At 50.9% G+C, this 17,003-nt stretch carries 17 protein-coding genes and 1 tRNA gene; 15 read left to right on the top strand and 3 right to left on the bottom strand.

Annotated features, from left to right (window positions below; translation table 11 throughout):
• The first annotated feature begins 19 nt into the window (after positions 1–19).
• Positions 20–1,189 carry a peptidoglycan-binding protein gene (locus ABLW18_RS10605; RefSeq protein ID WP_347824778.1) on the top strand — a complete coding sequence of 390 codons (1,170 nt, stop codon included), beginning with the start codon at positions 20–22 and terminating at the stop codon, positions 1,187–1,189.
• 25 nt (positions 1,190–1,214) lie between these two features.
• On the opposite strand, the gene smc is transcribed toward ABLW18_RS10605, so the two are convergent.
• Both smc and ABLW18_RS10615 read right to left on the bottom strand, forming a co-directional pair.
• On the bottom strand, positions 1,215–4,670 hold the full coding sequence (gene smc, locus ABLW18_RS10610; RefSeq protein WP_347824779.1) for a chromosome segregation protein SMC: 3,456 nt from the start codon (positions 4,668–4,670) through the stop codon (positions 1,215–1,217).
• A 184-nt stretch (positions 4,671–4,854) separates the two neighbouring features.
• Entirely contained in the window at positions 4,855–5,064 is a 210-nt protein-coding gene (locus ABLW18_RS10615) for a hypothetical protein (RefSeq protein ID WP_347824780.1), read from the bottom strand.
• Positions 5,065–5,311: 247 nt separating this feature from the next.
• On the opposite strand from ABLW18_RS10615, the gene ABLW18_RS10620 reads away from it, so the two are divergent.
• The 8 genes from ABLW18_RS10620 to ABLW18_RS10655 all read left to right on the top strand — a co-directional run bounded on the left by ABLW18_RS10620 (position 5,312) and on the right by ABLW18_RS10655 (position 10,881).
• Positions 5,312–6,103, top strand: a complete 792-nt coding sequence (locus ABLW18_RS10620; RefSeq protein ID WP_347824781.1) for an SDR family oxidoreductase — start codon at positions 5,312–5,314, stop codon at positions 6,101–6,103.
• Between the two features lie 66 nt (positions 6,104–6,169).
• The gene (locus ABLW18_RS10625; RefSeq protein ID WP_347824782.1) at positions 6,170–6,940 is read left to right on the top strand and encodes a sulfite exporter TauE/SafE family protein; all 771 of its coding nucleotides are present in this window, start codon (positions 6,170–6,172) and stop codon (positions 6,938–6,940) included.
• 226 nt (positions 6,941–7,166) lie between these two features.
• A complete protein-coding gene (rplB, locus tag ABLW18_RS10630; RefSeq protein WP_347824783.1) occupies positions 7,167–8,009 on the top strand; it encodes a 50S ribosomal protein L2 in 843 nt (280 codons plus the stop codon).
• 3 nt (positions 8,010–8,012) lie between these two features.
• Positions 8,013–8,291, top strand: coding sequence for a 30S ribosomal protein S19 (gene rpsS / locus ABLW18_RS10635; RefSeq protein WP_044050717.1), 279 nt, complete (start codon positions 8,013–8,015; stop codon positions 8,289–8,291).
• A gap of 3 nt (positions 8,292–8,294) precedes the next feature.
• Positions 8,295–8,675, top strand: coding sequence for a 50S ribosomal protein L22 (gene rplV / locus ABLW18_RS10640; protein WP_347824784.1), 381 nt, complete (start codon positions 8,295–8,297; stop codon positions 8,673–8,675).
• Positions 8,675–9,394 carry a 30S ribosomal protein S3 gene (gene rpsC, locus ABLW18_RS10645; RefSeq protein ID WP_347816311.1) on the top strand — a complete coding sequence of 240 codons (720 nt, stop codon included), beginning with the start codon at positions 8,675–8,677 and terminating at the stop codon, positions 9,392–9,394. The genes rplV and rpsC overlap by 1 nt, the downstream gene beginning before the upstream one ends.
• Positions 9,395–9,405: 11 nt before the next feature.
• Complete coding sequence (gene rplP / locus ABLW18_RS10650; protein WP_347824785.1) at positions 9,406–9,819, top strand: 50S ribosomal protein L16; 414 nt, start codon at positions 9,406–9,408, stop codon at positions 9,817–9,819.
• 985 nt (positions 9,820–10,804) lie between these two features.
• Positions 10,805–10,881 (top strand) — tRNA-Arg (locus ABLW18_RS10655).
• Between the two features lie 256 nt (positions 10,882–11,137).
• On the opposite strand, the gene ABLW18_RS10660 is transcribed toward ABLW18_RS10655, so the two are convergent.
• Positions 11,138–12,292, bottom strand: coding sequence for a site-specific integrase (locus ABLW18_RS10660; protein WP_347824786.1), 1,155 nt, complete (start codon positions 12,290–12,292; stop codon positions 11,138–11,140).
• Between the two features lie 394 nt (positions 12,293–12,686).
• On the opposite strand from ABLW18_RS10660, the gene ABLW18_RS10665 reads away from it, so the two are divergent.
• From ABLW18_RS10665 to ABLW18_RS10690, 6 genes are all read left to right on the top strand, one after another.
• Positions 12,687–13,466 carry a hypothetical protein gene (locus tag ABLW18_RS10665; RefSeq protein WP_347824787.1) on the top strand — a complete coding sequence of 260 codons (780 nt, stop codon included), beginning with the start codon at positions 12,687–12,689 and terminating at the stop codon, positions 13,464–13,466.
• Entirely contained in the window at positions 13,463–13,603 is a 141-nt protein-coding gene (locus ABLW18_RS10670) for a hypothetical protein (RefSeq protein ID WP_347824788.1), read from the top strand. Before ABLW18_RS10665 ends, ABLW18_RS10670 begins: the two co-directional genes overlap by 4 nt.
• A gap of 96 nt (positions 13,604–13,699) precedes the next feature.
• Positions 13,700–14,095, top strand: coding sequence for a hypothetical protein (locus ABLW18_RS10675; protein WP_347824789.1), 396 nt, complete (start codon positions 13,700–13,702; stop codon positions 14,093–14,095).
• A gap of 29 nt (positions 14,096–14,124) precedes the next feature.
• Positions 14,125–14,991 (top strand): hypothetical protein, encoded by an 867-nt coding sequence (locus ABLW18_RS10680; protein WP_347824790.1) that lies wholly within the window; start codon positions 14,125–14,127, stop codon positions 14,989–14,991.
• A gap of 358 nt (positions 14,992–15,349) precedes the next feature.
• Positions 15,350–15,532, top strand: coding sequence for a hypothetical protein (locus tag ABLW18_RS10685; RefSeq protein WP_347824791.1), 183 nt, complete (start codon positions 15,350–15,352; stop codon positions 15,530–15,532).
• A gap of 221 nt (positions 15,533–15,753) precedes the next feature.
• Positions 15,754–17,003: tetratricopeptide repeat protein (locus ABLW18_RS10690; protein ID WP_347824792.1), on the top strand; the 1,250-nt coding region annotated here is incomplete at its 3' end.

Consider the following 17,003-nt stretch of genomic DNA (forward strand, 5'->3'; position numbering starts at 1 on the left):
TTTTTGTTGGAGAATTGATATGCACCGCCTCTTCTTGTCCTGTGCCTTAATGTGTTACGCTGGCCTGGTCTCTGCCACTTGCGGCACAGATTGGGCATCGTTTGTCAAAGATGTAAAACAAGAGGCTCTGGCACAGGGCTACCCGCGCCCATTGGTGACGCGCTTTTTTTACGGCGCGGCGCAAGACCCCAAGGTCATCAAAGCAGACCGCCGACAAGGGGTGTTTCAAAAAGACTTCATCAGCTTCTCTCAAGCGTTGATCTCGGAACATCGCTTGGTGCACGCACAGAAAAACGCTGGCAAATACGCCGCGACCTTTGACAGGGTGTCCCGTGATTACGGAATCCCACCTGGGGTCTTACTGGCCTTTTGGGCATTTGAAACGGATTTTGGGGTCAATCAAGGCAATTTTAACACGCTCAATGCGCTGCTGACCTTGTCGCATGATTGCCGGCGCCCTGAGCTGTTTCGTCCACAGGTTTTTGCAGCGCTTGAGCTATACAAACGCGGTGATTTTGATCCGCGAGAGACGCAAGGCGCTTGGGCCGGCGAGATTGGTATGATCCAAATGCTGCCCGAAGATATTTTGGACAGCGGCACGGACGGGGATGGTGATGGCCGCGTTGATCTGCAAAACTCTGCCGAAGATGCGCTTATGAGCGGCGGCCATATGCTGCGCCGATTGGGCTGGCAGGCCGGTGCCCCGTGGTTGCAAGAAATTGATTTGCCCGAGACTCTGGATCTCACCCTCACTGGCCTCGACAAAAGCCAGACCGTCGCGCGCTGGCAGGCGCTTGGGGTGACCGGGCGGCATTACCCCCTAGAGCCCAGCGCGGGCCAAGCCTCTGTTTTATTGCCCGTTGGCCATAAGGGTCCGGCCTTTCTGACCTATCCGAATTTCAACGTCTATTTTGAATGGAACCAGAGCCTGGTCTATGTCACCACAGCCGCCTATTTTGCCACGCTGCTATCGGGCGAACCCCGGTTTGATTCCGGAACGCCGGACACAGGCTTGACCGGGCAAGAAATGCAGGCCCTGCAACAAACACTCATGGCCCGAGGCCATGATGTCGGCAAAATCGATGGTATTTTAGGCTCCAAAACCCGCGCGGCTGTGCAAGCGGAACAAGACAGGCTCAATCTACCCGCCGATGCTTGGCCAACCCCGCAATTGCTCAATCGGCTTTAACGGCTTCATGCGACACACCGAGGCGCTAAGCCACCAGTTGTTCGGCTTTCTTCAGGTCAACCGAAACCAACTGGCTGACCCCTTGCTCCGCCATCGTCACACCAAACAAACGGTCCATACGCGCCATGGTCACCGCATGGTGGGTGATGATCAAAAACCGCGTGTCCGTCCTGCGGGTCATCTCATCGAGCAGGTCGCAGAACCTTGTGACATTTGCATCATCTAAAGGCGCATCCACCTCATCAAGCACACAAATCGGCGCGGGATTGGCCAAGAAGACCGCAAAAATAAGCGCCATCGCCGTCAGAGTTTGCTCACCGCCCGACAACAGCGAGAGGGTCGAGAGCTTCTTACCCGGTGGTTGACACAAAATTTCCAGCCCAGCATCCAACGGATCATCGCTTTCCACCAAAACCAAATTCGCCTCTCCACCGCCAAATAAATGCGAAAACAGAGTGCCAAAGTTGCGATTCACATCATCAAAAGCGGCCAACAAGCGTTCCCGGCCCTCTTTGTTGAGGCTGGCAATTCCACCCCGCAGAGTTTTGATTGCCTCTTCCAAATCTGTTTTCTCTTTGGTGAGCATATCAAATTCCTCGCGCACCTCTTGAGAATCCTCTTCCGCCCGCAGGTTGACCGCGCCCAGCGCCTCTCGTTGCCGGCGCAAACGCGCCACCTCGGCCTCCACCTGCTCAGAGGGCGGCATTTTCAGCGGGTCGACCTCCAATTGTTCCAGCAGGTTTTGCGGCTCTGTTTGCAGCTCCTCACGAATGCGCTCCGCCGCCAAACCCACCGCCGCCAAAGCAGCTTCAGAGCGTGCCTCAGCGCCAGCCCGTTTTTCGCGGCTTTCCGTTGCCCCGCGCCCAGCATCACGCTCGGCCTCAGACGCTTGGCGCATGTCCATCTCGGCCCGCGCCAAGGTATCAGCGGCCAATTTCCGGCGCGTTTCCGCTTCCTCTAACGCGGAGATGAGCTCTGCCCGCTGGATTCTGATGTTATCGGGCTCTGCGAGCGCAATTGCCAGGTCTGCCTCAGCCTTACTGTGGCGCTGTTCCAGCTCGACGGCGCGCGTTTTGGCATTTCCCAAACGCTCTTGCCAGCTGCTAATATCTTTGTTCAATGCCGCAATTCGCTTGACCCGTGCTTCGCCATCACTGCGCAGCTCATCATGTGCCGCACGGCGGCTCATCATAGTGACCCTGCTGGCTTCAACGGTCAGGCGAACGTCCTCCACCCGTGCCCGCGCAGCGCCAAGATCTTCCAAGCCTTCCCGGTGGGTTTGTGCGTCACGCAGCTGCACGCGCGCTTCACTCGCCTCTTCCCCATAGCGTGTGACAGCGAGCGCCAGTGCCTCAACACGCCCGCCGGCAAGATTACGCTCCGCCTCCGCCCGAGACAACGCACGCCCCACATCGGCCATCATCCGATCTGCGGCCTGCCGCGCCTCACGGGTCTCTTGATCGATTTTTGTCAGGGTTTGCAATTGACCAACCAGCGCTTGATGCGCGGTTTCCGCTTGGCTTGCCACCGCCTGCGCCTCTTTCAACTGTGATTGCAAAGCCTGAAGGCGATTGCGTTGCTCAAGCGCCAAGGCGGCCGCAGAGGGGGCGTCCTTAGCTTGGGCGCGAAACCCATCCCAACGCCAAAGATTGCCATCTCGGCTGACCAGTCTTTGCCCTGGTAAAAGAGACCCATGCAGCCGCGCACCTTCCTCGGCTGTCACAAGACCAACTTGTGCAATCCTGCGGCTCAACACGCCGGGAACGGTGACGTATTTACCAAAACTTTCAACGCCCTCCGGCAGGCGGGGCGCGGTTTCATATTCCTGCAATTGCGCCCAGCCTGAGCGCCCGTCCGCGGTCACGGCCGGGGCTTTAAGATCATCGGCCAAGGCAGCGCCCAAAGCCTTTTCATATCCACTTTCAACATACACTTGGTCAAGCAATTGGTCGCCTTGACCACGGTTGCGTTCCACCAATTTTGCCAGTGCGGACACTTCTGCCTGTAACGCATTGACGACCCCATTTGCCTCAGACCTGGCAGTCCGTGCACTGTTTTCTTGGGTCAGGCAATCCGCCCGTCGCGCCTCCGCCTCAGCCAAAGCCGTTTCGGCCTGCGCAACGGCTTCAACAGCGGCCACCTCATCAAGATGGGCTTGCGCGTAGGCCGCTGCGGCGTCACTGGACTGTGTGCTGGCCTCAGCCACCGCAGACTTGGCATTGATCTCTTCGGCCTCAGCCTTGGACAAGCGTTTTTGGGCATCCTCAACAAACCGATCCGCCGATTGATGGCTGGCGGCGAGACGGGCTACATCTTCGGTAATCTCCGCCAATTGCGATTCACGATCGTGCAAAACAGCCGCCGCCTGTGAGGCCTCCGTGGCCGCTTTTTGCACTTTTTCGCTCTGCCCTGCTCCGGCCTCTTCAAGCTCTGCCAGTTCTTCGCGCAGCCGCGCGATTGTATCGCCGGCATCGGCATTCAGGTTTTGCTCCCGCGCCATATCAGCCGCCAGCTGGGCGATGCGTTGCTCCAAAGTGTGAATGGTTTGCTCAGCCCGCTTCGCTTGATCGCTGAGCGTGTCTTTTTGCACATTCAACCGCTGCAACACCGCATTGGCGATGGCCTCCTCTTCGCGCAGGGGCGGCAAGGCCGCCTCGCAAATCTCACGGGCCTTCACAGATTTCTGAACTGCGGTTTCTGCCTGTGCCGCTGTGAGCGTACCGGCGCGCAGAGCCTCTTCTGCGGCCGCGCGGGCCTCTTCTGCCTCTTGCCACCGGCGATACAGTAAGAGCCCTTCGGCCATGCGCAGACTGGCCCCCAACTCTCGATAGCGGGCGGCTTGTTTCGCCTGCCGCGCCAATTGGGATAATTGATTGGCCAATTGTTCGATCACGTCATCCACGCGTGACAGGTTCGTTTCAGCGCCGCGTAATTTCAGCTCCGCCTCATGCCGCCGCGCATAGAGACCCGAAATTCCGGCCGCCTCTTCCAAAATCCGACGCCGGGACTTGGGTTTGGCATTGATCAATTCACTGATCTGCCCCTGCCGAACAAGAGCAGGAGAATGCGCACCCGTACTGGCATCGGCAAAGAGCATCTGAACATCCCGCGCCCGCACGTCTTTGCTATTGGCCTTATAGGCAGAGCCAATATCGCGGGTGATGCGGCGGACCACATCCAAAAGATCACTTTCATTAAAGCTCGCCGGAGCCAGCCGTTTGCTGTTGTCGATTTGCAAACTGACTTCTGCAAAATTTCGGGCCGGACGTGTGGCGGTTCCTGCGAAGATGACATCCTCCATCCCACCACCCCGCATGGCCGTCGGGCGGTTCTCGCCCATGACCCAGCGCAGCGCCTCTAGCAAATTTGATTTGCCGCAGCCATTGGGGCCGACCACTCCGGTCAAACCATCTGCAATAATCAAATCTGTGGGGTCCACAAAGCTTTTGAACCCGTTCAATCGTAATTTCGAAAACCGCACCGAAACATGCCCTCGTGATTCTTCTGGCTTGAGTGTGCCGAAGCGATAGGGGCGGAGTCAACGCCGCCGACCCTTATCCTGTGGGTTCGGAGGAGTTATCCACAACATATTGACGCTTCACGGCGCAAATGCAGGTCACACGTTTGCTCGGGAGCGATTGTTATTTCACGGGTGTTTGGCGCTTTTACTCGCCAGCTTCACTGTCTTTATTGGCAACGCGGTAGCCGTTGAGCCAATCGAACATCGGGGAAATATCAAATTGGTCCACTAATTTTTGAAGATCCACCTTTTCGGGCTCTGCGGCCGACTCAGGTACAGACGCCGGCTCAGGCTGGGATTGCAAGCAGCCGGTCAAAGCGGTTGCCAAAACGACAAAAATTATCACTTTTTTCATCTCAAACTCCAAAACTATTTACGCACTGCGCCCTGTATTGCCGGCCGTCCTGGCCTAATTCAAGCGCCACCCCGCCCGGCGCATCCTTTAGCCGTGTGGGTATAGCTTTGCCGGGTGATGCTTTGCTCCTCACTCATGCCCGACCAAACATTCTACAGTGACGCAGCTTGCGTTACCACAGCAATTGGGTCAGCCTTTTGGTCAAGGCGACAAGAGAGATGTCTGCGCACAAGAACAGGAGAGAGCTGTGTTCGATTTGGAATTAAGCGGGAAAGTGGCTCTAGTAACGGGCGGCAGTGATGGCTTGGGCCGCGCTGCGGCGCACCGGCTGGCGGCGGAAGGGGCTTTGGTTGTCATTTGCGGCCGACGGGCCGCACATGCGCAACAGGCCGCACAGGACATGACAGCCGCGGTGCAAGCTTCGAACAATAACGGTGGCCGGGTTGTGGGCCTTCGTGCCGATGTCACAAATGCAGAGGATTGTGACGCGTTGATCGCCGAAATTCAGCACCGTCACGGCGGCATTGATATTTTAATCAATAACGCCGGCGCATCCGCCGCTATGGGTTTGGCTTTGGTGGAGGATGACCTGTGGCTGTCAGATTTCAATCTCAAGGTCATGGCGGCCGTGCGCTTATCGCGGCTTGCTATTACAATAATGAAAGCGCGCGGTGGCGGGGCCATTGTCAATGCCAGCATAGGCGGCGGCAAGGCGCCAAATGCAGGTGCGCTGCCCACCAGCGTCATGCGCGCTGCTGGGTTGAATTTAACGAAATCTTTGGCGCAGGAATTTGCCGCCAGCAATATCCGCGTCAATGCCATTTGCATTGGCTACTTGAAATCAATGCAATGGATCCGCCGAGCTGAAAATGGTGATCCGAGTTCAATTTACGAAAATTTCTCCCAAAAAATTCCAATGGGCCGGATGGGTGAGGCTGAAGAATATGCCGACCTTGTGGCCTTTTTAAGTTCGCAAAGGGCCTCTTACATCACCGGCACCGCCGTTAATCTTGATGGCGGGCTCTGCCCGGTCGTATAGGCGCCAATGCGCGGGGAAGCCGCAGGATCTAGCGCCCCTGCCAGTCATGTAAAGTGAAGAACATTTATGGACTACAGCTTTGGTTTTTGGTTTTTCGCAACCCTGGCAGCAATCGCTGTTGGGCTTGGCAAGGGAGGGCTTCCAGTGGTCGCAGCCTTGGCCGTGCCGAGCCTGTCGCTTTACATGTCTCCCATTGCCGCCGCCGGCTTGCTTTTGCCGGTGTATATCGTCTCCGATGCCTTTGCGCTTATCGCCTATCGCCGAGACTTTAACCGCCAGGTATTAAAGATCGCGGCAATAGGAATGACTCTGGGGGTGGCGATTGGCAGTGTTACGGCACATTTGATCATAGAATGGCTGATTACAGTGTTGATTGGCCTGATGGGCGGGCTTTTTGCCCTGCGGATGCTCACACAACGGAGCGATCCCGCAAAGAAGCCAATCCACATGGGTCGCGGGTTATTCTGGACGACCATCGCCGGCTTCACCAGCTTCATCAGTCACAACGGCGGCCCACCTTGGCAAATTTTCATCCTGCCATTGAAGTTGCAAAAATCAGTCTTTGTCGGCACTTCGGTCATTGCCTTTTCCTACTGCAACGCCATAAAGTTGATCCCCTATATTTGGCTTGGGCAAATCAATATGCAAAGCTCCTTTGTCTCGCTCTTTTTGATGCTCCCGGCCGCTCTGGCTGTTTACCTCGGGGTTTTCTGGGTTAAAAAAATTCCCGAAGCTCTATTTTTCAAATTCGTCACTTGGGCCTTGATGATCATATCGATAAAACTCATTTGGGACGGCCTCATGGACAGCCCGCTGGCACGGGTGCACCTCTTTTAAAGGTGCTCCATTTTGACCGACCGGCACTGCGCAAAAAGCTCCGAAAACCTTGCCCCGCGCCTCTTGCCTCCCTCCCCGCCCCCTGCTATCAGCGCCACATCGTAAGTCACCCCAGATTCGTCTGGGGTGGTGTCGTTTGGGGATACCCAAATTCATCGGGCACCTACGGGGGCCTAAACACCAGCGGCCCTTTCGGGCTGCACGAAGCAAACGGAAGACAGAAAGCATGGCACTCAAGTCGTATAAACCGACGACGCCAGGCCAGCGTGGGCTGGTACTGATCGACCGTTCGGAGCTTTGGAAAGGACGTCCTGTCAAGACTCTCACAGAGGGTTTGACGAAATCGGGCGGCCGGAACAATACCGGGCGGATCACATCACGTCGTCGTGGCGGTGGGGCGAAACGCCTTTATCGTATTGTGGACTTCAAACGGAATAAGTTTGACGTTTCAGCAACTGTGGAACGGATCGAATATGACCCGAACCGGACAGCATTTATCGCTCTCATCAAATATGATGATGGCGAGCAAGCTTATATCCTCGCTCCTCAGCGTATGGCTGTTGGTGATAAGGTGATCGCCTCTGCAAAATCCGATATCAAACCTGGCAACGCAATGCCCTTCTCAGGCATGCCAATTGGCACAATCATCCACAACATCGAATTGAAAGCCGGCAAAGGCGGGCAGATCGCACGCGCAGCTGGTACATATGCTCAATTTGTTGGTCGCGATGGTGGCTACGCGCAGATCCGCCTCTCATCAGGTGAGCTGCGTTTGGTACGTCAAGAATGCATGGCCACTGTGGGGGCTGTATCTAACCCAGACAACTCTAACCAAAACTTCGGCAAAGCGGGTCGGATGCGCCACAAAGGTGTGCGCCCCTCCGTTCGTGGTGTGGTTATGAACCCGATCGATCACCCGCACGGCGGTGGTGAAGGTCGGACATCTGGCGGTCGTCACCCGGTTTCCCCATGGGGCAAGCCAACAAAAGGTGCACGCACGCGCAACAAAAACAAAGCGTCACAAAAGCTCATTATCCGCTCGCGTCACGCCAAGAAGAAGGGGCGTTAATCAATGTCTCGTTCCGTATGGAAAGGTCCCTTTGTGGATGCTTACGTGCTTAAGAAAGCCGAAGCGGCCAGTGAAAGCGACCGTAACAACGTTATCAAAATTTGGTCGCGTCGTTCAACAATTTTGCCCCAATTCGTGGGCTTGACCTTTGGCGTCTACAACGGCCGGAAGCATATTCCTGTCAATGTGACTGAAGAAATGATTGGCCAGAAGTTTGGTGAGTTTTCGCCAACCCGTACCTACTACGGGCACACGGCTGATAAAAAAGCGAAGCGGAAATAAGCTATGAGCAAGGATAAAAATCCCCGCCGCGTGGCTGACAATGAAGCAATGGCCAAAACGCGCATGCTTCGGACATCCCCGCAAAAGCTGAATTTGGTCGCTGCGATGATCCGCGGTAAAAAAGTGAGCAGTGCTTTGACAGATCTGACCTTCTCTAAAAAGCGTATTGCTGATGACGTGAAGAAATGTCTGCAGTCTGCAATCGCAAATGCTGAAAACAACCACAATTTGGATGTTGACGAGCTGGTTGTGGCAGAAGCCTATGTCGGCAAGAACCTGACCATGAAACGCGGTCGTCCTCGGGCGCGCGGTCGTTTTGGCAAGATCATTAAGCCATTTTCCGAACTGACTATTTTGGTTCGCCAGGTTGAGGAGCAAGCGTAATGGGACATAAAGTCAATCCAATCGGTATGCGACTTCAGATCAACCGTACTTGGGATAGCCGTTGGTATGCAAATACCAAAGACTATGGCAACCTGCTGTTGGAAGACCTGAAAATTCGGGAATTCATTGGTGAAGAATGTAAGCAAGCTGGTATCAGCCGCGTGATAATTGAGCGTCCGCACAAAAAGTGCCGCGTTACAATCCACACAGCCCGTCCAGGTGTGATCATCGGCAAGAAAGGTGCGGACATTGAAGGTCTGCGCTCGAAAGTTGCCGCAATGACAGACAGCGAATTGCACCTCAACATCGTTGAAGTCCGCAAGCCTGAGCTTGATGCAGCCTTAGTTGCAGAGAGCATCGCGCAGCAATTGGAACGCCGGGTGTCTTTCCGCCGCGCCATGAAGCGTGCGGTTCAAAGCGCCATGCGTATGGGTGCCCTAGGCATTCGTGTGAATGTTGCCGGTCGTTTGGGCGGCGCTGAAATCGCTCGGACTGAGTGGTACCGTGAAGGTCGCGTTCCGCTGCACACGCTGCGTGCTGACATAGATTATGCACATGCTGAGGGTCTAACAGCCTATGGTATCATTGGGATCAAAGTTTGGATCTTCAAAGGTGAAATCATGGAGCATGACCCAGCCGCACGTGATCGTAAATCGCAAGAATTGCAAGATGGCCCAGCACCTCGTGGTGCAGGTGGCAATCGCCGCAACGACCGCTAAGGAGAAGAACAATGCTTCAACCAAAGCGTACCAAGTTCCGCAAGATGCACAAAGGCCGGATCCACGGCGAAGCTAAGGGTGGCAGCACTCTGAACTTCGGCTCATTCGGCCTGAAAGCGACGCAACCTGAGCGCATCACCGCGCGTCAGATCGAGGCAGCGCGTCGTGCTATGACACGTCATATGAAACGTCAAGGCCGTGTTTGGATTCGGATTTTTCCAGACTTGCCCGTAACCTCAAAGCCAACCGAAGTTCGGATGGGTAAAGGTAAAGGTTCCGTTGATTTTTGGTCCGCCAAAGTAAAGCCTGGCCGGGTTATGTTTGAAATTGATGGCGTCTCAGATGTCATCGCCCGTGAGGCTCTACGCCTTGCTGCGATGAAATTGCCAATCAAAACCCGCGTTGTGCAGCGCGAGGACTGGTAAATCTAAGACAGGTTACTCTGTACAGAAAAATAGACCCCCATCGATATTTCGGTGGGGGCTTTTTCTTGCATCATAGCCCATAATTTTCTCGCCAGGCAGTCTCCGGCCGGCTAAACAGCGCAGCTCATATCTGCACCGCAACACATGGGTGACTTTATTTTACCTTCACATTTTGGGCATTTAGAGATCTGTACGACCGTGCCATCTCCAAGGGACAAATTATCATTGACCAGCGCTTCTTTACAATCGGTGCAAGTGGCATCGACCCCCATATTGCAGACACCACAACGATACGTCGCCATTTTAGCTCTCCTCATCCGCGTTTAGCTTAATCAACGTTAGTCTGGCACCAAGGCACCTGTCTAGCCTATTTCAGGAAAATTGTACCCAAAGTCGCAAGTGACTTCGCCGCAAAGCTGCGCTACCTCCCGCGAATTCGGTATCAGGCGCTCGCTTAGGCGCGGCTTATAAAAACCACGAAATGGCGCAAACCAATCTGCAACAAAACAGCCATTTATTAATATCTAACCAAAGAGCCACGCGGCCGATATATTTTTGCCAATCGTAAGAGTGGCGATATCTCAAAAGACAAGCTTACTGAAGAATGAGTGCCCATGATTGCTAAATAAAAAAATTTGAAATTATATACTTAACCTATGAGCTGAGGCCTACACAGGCTCATAAATTAACCATGTTGGCTGACCTAAATTCCTGGAATGAACGGAACATCACAGGCGGACAGCACGACGATAGCGGCAATGAAGAAAGAGATTTTGACCATACCGAATGACCTCCTAAGGTAATTCCATTCAGCGTTAAGCAGTTTTTCATGTAGATCAAGCGGCAATTCCGCGAGTACCTTAAGAAGCCACTATCACGCCCACTGCGCGCAGAGCCCCTCTGACATCACATAGCCGAACCGGCCAGAGAAAGTGAGGATTTTCACTAGATAAAACCAGCATGGCGTATTAGGAAGCTTGCATGCGTCTCCTTAGCTCAGCTGGATAGAGCAGCCGACTTCTAATCGGCAGGTCGAGGGTTCGAATCCTTCAGGGGACGCCATACTTGCATTTTATCTATACGTGGTTACGCAGCTGTTTGCCTAGTGAGGCTACTAAGGTCCGCTGAAAGTGCAAAAGGCGGCTGAGTTTGGTGGATTTGTTCGTAAGCATGACTGGGCGGCGGCTTTCGCCGAAGAAAAACAATTACTAATTGCGTGGATGCAAGGGTCTTGGCAATTCGATGCGAACTTTAAATGGTCAGCCAGTTGTGGTTCAGGCTCCAAGGCAAGGTATGCGCCGACTGTGCGTTGCAATTTTTACGAATAGGCTTTGTCGATCAAACTGGCAGCACGCTGCAATCTGTGGTTCGCAAGATGCGCATAGCGCTCTGTGGTGGCTGATCGCGAATGTCCGAGGAGTTTTTGAACCTCGTAAAGTGTCGCCCCGTTGTTGACGAGCGTGCTGGCAAAGCTGTGGCGCAAATCGTGGATGCGCATGTTCTGCAAGCCAAGTTCATTGCGAATTCTATTCCATTTGTGGAAAATGCATCGGTAGGGTTTATGTGTTTGAGGATTCACAAATAACCACTGCATGATATGACCATGTTTCTTTAGCTGTAATTTTTCTGCCATCTGTACAATTTCAATTGCTTTTTTATTGAGAACAATGTGGCGAGGTTTGCCAGACTTGGTGATAGGCACATACCAATCTTTGTCATTAAGATTTATGTGCTGCCATTCAGAATTCATTGCCTCGTGACGACGAGCGCCTGTGTACATCAGAAAACCAATTAAAAGGACAACCTCATCTTCGCAGTTCATGTTAATGTAATCACGCAGGCGGCGCGCTTCCTTGTCGTTTAAAAAGCGCTCTTTTTTGGGAGGGGCCGTCGGCAGGCTGAATGTATTTTTCAGGCTGCTGTGCGTTTGAATTTCGCATAATTGTTCGGACTTCTTTAATGCACTGCGAAAGTGTTGCACGGATTTATTAATGAAGCTTTTACTATAACCGTTCTTGTGTAGATCCATGACCAGACTATAGATGTGTTTGTTCGAGACATCTTTGACACTCATATCCCCTAATCGATCTTTCAGATGATTTTTGTATAGAGACCGATGTGAAGAATAGGTCTTTTGATAGACTTGGCACCACGGCAAAAAATGGCGCTGGTAATATTCATCAAGGTGCATCGTAGATTCTGGTTCAACAAATTCTTCATGTGATTTCAGCAAAGTTTGTCTCATTATTTCGCTGCACATCGCACGCGCGTCAGCAACATTAATGGTTGGAAAATGCCCCAGTGTAACGCGCTTTGCGCGTCCCTGATATGTCGACCTAAAGTAAAAGGTTACCCCATTTTTACGAATATCGACGGCCAACCCCTTTGTTTTGGTATCACTAATACTCACGCGCCTGGCGTCTGGTTTTATTTTTGATTGCTTCAAAAACGAATCACTAAGTAACTGCCGCATACATCTAGTTCCTAAAAAGGATACAGCGACGTTTGCTAGAATTTTGCACAAATCATTGTATAATATAATTAAAAAAGATTGTGCAGCCGTTCTTTTGTCGCCAAAAGTTAGCCGCCTTCCACGGCTAACATATTTTCCTTTGGGTTCATAAGTTTATTTTTGGCCAGTATAGTGAACGCAACCAGCAAGCTTGTAAAGGCCTGGGAATCCAAGAACGCTAAAAACGCAGCCAAAGCCGGTGGCATCTCGCTTATGGCGCTGTCGCTCGCAGCTTGTGGCGGTTCAAGCACAACAACGACTACCACCGCGACAGATACCGCAACTGACACTGCAACAACGACACCAGTGGTGGGTCCAAGGTCTTACTTTCGCACTTTCTTCGTCTGCCGATGTTTTGGACCCGAATTCTGCTACAGCAGCATCGACATCAACCGCTGGGGATGACACATTCCGTGCTGGTACAGATGGCGATTTTACTTCTGCGGACATCATTAATGGTGGTGACGGAAATGACACTTTGACAGCAACCGTCGCTGAAGGTGGCACGGACGAGGCTATCAAGGCAATGCTGACTAGCGTTGAAAACGTAAAAGTTACCATGACAGCTGAGGCTGCGGGAGCAGACAGCGTCCAGACATTTAATTTTACCGACAGCACAGGCTTAACTTCCTTCGAAGTGGTAAATATCGACGATGCTGATGTCATCGTTACAGGTATCACAGTTGCAACCACGGTAACGGCCTCAGGTGTTGCTGGAGTTGCCGCGGACTCAGTTAACACTATCACATTGAGCGGCCTGTCAACTGCTACAGACGGTGGCCAGGACGCATACACAGTAAACTTGAATGACGCAGATCTTGGGGATCTCGTTATTGCTAACGTAGAAGCGATCACTTTGAACGCTAGCGGTAAAGCAGTGGACGTAGCAGATTTGTCTGCTAGTGCTTTAGAATCTCTGACAATCACGGGTGGAGTCGTGGACGCGACGGTTACAACAGAAGCCGTAGTAATTGGTAGTGGTACAGCAGTAGCTTTTGCTGGTTTGGAAGCTGCTGATGCGGCTACAATCGATGCTTCGGACGCTACAAGCGCGGGTAACCGTTACTATGGCCCTCCGACGATGACGATGATCTGGTTGCCACAGGTGGTGCAGGTAAGTTCACACTCACAATGACTGGCACAGACGATGACGGTGCACTGACCGTAACGTCCGGTGCGGGTGGTTTGGCAGTGACGCTGGTAGGTGGTGATAACGCCGCGACTGCCACTTCAATGGCTTTGGTGAACGTAACTGGGGTCAGCGGTTGTTGACACGGTTAATATTGCTGCGGTTCCAAACCCGACTGACATTTCTGCAACAGCAGCAGATGAGAGCAAAACTGTAAAACGCAACAGTATCTACCGGGGATGGTAACGACGTTATTACAATTGATGCTGGTGTTGTTAATGTGGACGCCGGAGCGGGTAATGATACTTTGGTCGTTACAACCACGGGTGCAATTACCGGCGCTGCAACCGAAGCTGTCGATTTTGATCGACTTAGGCGCTGGAACTGATACCATTTCCACCGGTGATGCGACTATTAATGCCACAGATAAAACGTGGGTTGGGTACATCAAAAATTCTGAAGCAATTAAAGTGACTGCAACGGCAGAGAAAACAGTTGACTTAGATTTGCTCGCCAACACAAATATTGTGGCTCTTTCATCTTCAGCTCACACTGCAACAGCCGCTGCAGCAGATGTCGATGCTGGCGGAACAGGGCGCTACTGGTCAAGGTTCGGTGGGGTGGTGACGCCTTAGACTTCACCGGTAGCAACGCCAACTCTGTAATGACTCTGTCTGCTGATTTAGTTGGACAAGCTGGACAAGGACTGTTGGCCACTTCAGATGACGCTGGAGATACCGGTGGTGATGGTGGTGTTGGCTTGGACCTAAACGTTTCGGTCGATAATGGTAATAATAGAGCCACTATTACTCTTGTTGACGACACCGATATTACTGGTGGAGCGGGTGGTGCCCAGGACCATGCAAGTGCTACGGGCGGTGACGGCGGCATAGGCCTCGATGCCAACCAAGTTGACTACCTGAATATTATTCTTTCCGCTACCGACGCTACGGCCGATGCTGTTGCGATCGCAGGTGGAGCTGCTGGTACAGACGGATCAGGTACAGATGGTTCTGCTGGTGGTGATATATCAGTTGCTGCAAACGCTACTATTACGTTGACCGAAACATTCTCAGGTACAGCCACAGCGGCCAAAATGTCTTCGATCAACTTGAATAACATCGTTGGTACCAACGTAACGGTAGATGCAAGTGGCCTAACTGGTGCTGTTACAATCGACAGTCTGCAAGGAAATACGACTGTAACTCTTGGTTCTGGCGCCGACACATTTGGTGGAGCTGAAGGTGGCATCGATACTGTAGATCTTGGTGCGGGCAACGATACTGTAAACCATACAGGTGGTGCTGTTGATGTGTATACTGGTGGAACTGGAATTGATACGTATAAGGTTGCAGCAAACCACGACGATTCCACAGACGCATTCAAGATTACTGACTTTGCGCGCGGTTCAGGTGGTGACGTGATATCAGTAGATGTCAGCACAGTGGATGGAAGCGTAGCTGCCCCTCGTAGACAACCTCGACCTAGACGCCTATATAGAAGGCTCTGTTGGGACTGTTACAGCAAATGACTCAGCTGTAGTGTTTGCCTCTAATAAGGTTAACGTACTTACAGGCTCAGGATTTGCAAACTATGCTGCAGCTGAAACAGAACTCGCTCTCGAGGCTGGAGGAGCCCTTACGGATATCGCCGTGGTATTCTTCAACACGACTAATGGTGTCGCGGAAATGTACCTGTCTGATACGACTGCTAACGCCACGAATGATCATTTGTTGGTAAACTTTCACGGACATCACTGCCGTTACCCAGCTAGAAGATCTTGCAACTAATAACTTCACAGATTTCTAATTAAAGTTTCCTTATGGAGATTAAGAAGTATGTAAGATTAAACCCCGCCGGTTACGGTGGGGTTTTTTTATAGGTGAAGGATGAAATTCACAGTAACTGAAGCACTGAATATCGTTGAGGAAGCTTTCGATAAAAAAGAATTAAACGTAGCAAAAGATGTTTTGTCAAAACTTTCATTGATTTATCCTGACGATAAAAACGTTAAATATTTAAAGTTTAAGTACAATATTACTCAGTTTTGCAGTTGTAGAAGCAGTAAATGAACTGCGGAGTTTGGCCATAGAAAACCTGAACGACCACTATATATCCGATACATATATTAAGGTTCTTCTACACTTACACCGCATTCAAGATTTGCAAGAATATATAGGCCCTGCAAAAAGGCGGCCACCAGATTAATGGTTATACGACCATAGCTCGACAAATTCTAAGTGCATCTCCACGTGAGGCTATCTTCGATACTGAGAGGCGTGAAGTTCTTGATTTGGAACTTTCTAAGGTTTCTGGAATCGACGATAAGGTTAGAATACTATTTTGGGAACAATACGCAGTCATCTCAAGTATAGATTTCTTGAATTATAAAATTGAAAAACTGAGTAGCTTAGGTTTGTACTCGGATGTCCTTCTTACAATTTTTAGACTGGGCGAAAACACAGTCACAGAAGACCAACTTTTACGTCCAATTGCGACCTGTTTACGGCATCTGGGTAATTTTGAGCTGGCTTTGGATTTTATAAATACGGCAATTAAGGTGCATACTAAAAATTCAACTATGTTCGCTGAAAAAGCAAAAATATTAAGTCATCTTGATAAAAAAACAGATGCAATCAGTCTTTATAAAATGTCACTATTTTACGATCCCGATAATGCGGAGAACTATTTTTCCTTAGGAAAGCTGTATGAAGAGTGTTCAGATCTGGAACGTGCGAAAGAGGCCTATGAAAAATCATTAACTATCAATCAAAGTCATGCTCCATCTTCATTGCATTTGAGCCAGGTTTACAGTTCACTAGGTTATCACCGTAAAGCTATAATTATATTAAAAAATATAACGAACGGATCCCACTTATACGCTGCAAGCAAAATTTTTTCTGCCAGGTCACATAACAAATTAGGTAACATTAAAGCTGCTCTTGAAATATTAGATAAATTGATTGCAGACGATTGCTTGGCCACGCGAGCGTTCGAAGAAAAAATGTATGTCACCCAACAATTAGTCAGCTATGATGGTATCAATGAAACAAGTATTTTAAATAAATCAAACGCTCAATTACATCCAGTACTTAGGATAATAAAGATCATTAAAAATTTTCGTGCATTAGAGTTTGAGGCAGCTAGAGATACATTAATTGGTTTAGATGAACGCAATACAAACTTTAAATTAGACGCAAAACAAAAGAAATTTATTTCAAATTACAGAGTTTTTTTAGGGCGTTGTCTTTCTTTAGGGCCGAGTTCCAATGGCGATAATGAGAAATTTATGTATCATTTGGGAGATAGCCACTCCTTAAGTTTTGCTGGACATAAATTGCAAGTAGGTGATGTTAAGATGTTAATTAAACCAGTCACAACTGTGGGAGGGAAGGCTTGGCATATTGGTTGTAATGAGAACAATCAGTATCAAGAAATTACTCGAAGAAATTTGCAAGCATTGCCAGGAATAAGTTCCGTGTTTTTTTCATTTGGGGAAATTGATTGTAGATGTGATGAGGGGAATTTTAAAAGCACACCGAA

Origin of the sequence: uncultured Planktomarina sp. (assembly GCA_943788425.1) — a bacterium.
Classification (GTDB): domain Bacteria; phylum Pseudomonadota; class Alphaproteobacteria; order Rhodobacterales; family Rhodobacteraceae; genus Planktomarina.

Bases quoted from the DNA above. Each gene is read 5' to 3' on its own strand.
- ABLW18_RS10605 (WP_347824778.1), top strand. From the start codon at position 20: ATGCACCGCCTCTTCTTGTCCTGTGCCTTAATGTGTTACGCTGGCCTG.
- ABLW18_RS10615 (WP_347824780.1), bottom strand. From the start codon at position 5,064: ATGAAAAAAGTGATAATTTTTGTCGTTTTGGCAACCGCTTTGACCGGC.
- ABLW18_RS10625 (WP_347824782.1), top strand. From the start codon at position 6,170: ATGGACTACAGCTTTGGTTTTTGGTTTTTCGCAACCCTGGCAGCAATC.
- rplB (WP_347824783.1), top strand. From the start codon at position 7,167: ATGGCACTCAAGTCGTATAAACCGACGACGCCAGGCCAGCGTGGGCTG.
- rpsS (WP_044050717.1), top strand. From the start codon at position 8,013: ATGTCTCGTTCCGTATGGAAAGGTCCCTTTGTGGATGCTTACGTGCTT.
- rplV (WP_347824784.1), top strand. From the start codon at position 8,295: ATGAGCAAGGATAAAAATCCCCGCCGCGTGGCTGACAATGAAGCAATG.
- rpsC (WP_347816311.1), top strand. From the start codon at position 8,675: ATGGGACATAAAGTCAATCCAATCGGTATGCGACTTCAGATCAACCGT.
- rplP (WP_347824785.1), top strand. From the start codon at position 9,406: ATGCTTCAACCAAAGCGTACCAAGTTCCGCAAGATGCACAAAGGCCGG.
- ABLW18_RS10660 (WP_347824786.1), bottom strand. From the start codon at position 12,292: ATGCGGCAGTTACTTAGTGATTCGTTTTTGAAGCAATCAAAAATAAAA.
- ABLW18_RS10670 (WP_347824788.1), top strand. From the start codon at position 13,463: ATGACTGGCACAGACGATGACGGTGCACTGACCGTAACGTCCGGTGCG.
- ABLW18_RS10675 (WP_347824789.1), top strand. From the start codon at position 13,700: ATGGTAACGACGTTATTACAATTGATGCTGGTGTTGTTAATGTGGACG.
- ABLW18_RS10680 (WP_347824790.1), top strand. From the start codon at position 14,125: ATGACTCTGTCTGCTGATTTAGTTGGACAAGCTGGACAAGGACTGTTG.
- ABLW18_RS10685 (WP_347824791.1), top strand. From the start codon at position 15,350: ATGAAATTCACAGTAACTGAAGCACTGAATATCGTTGAGGAAGCTTTC.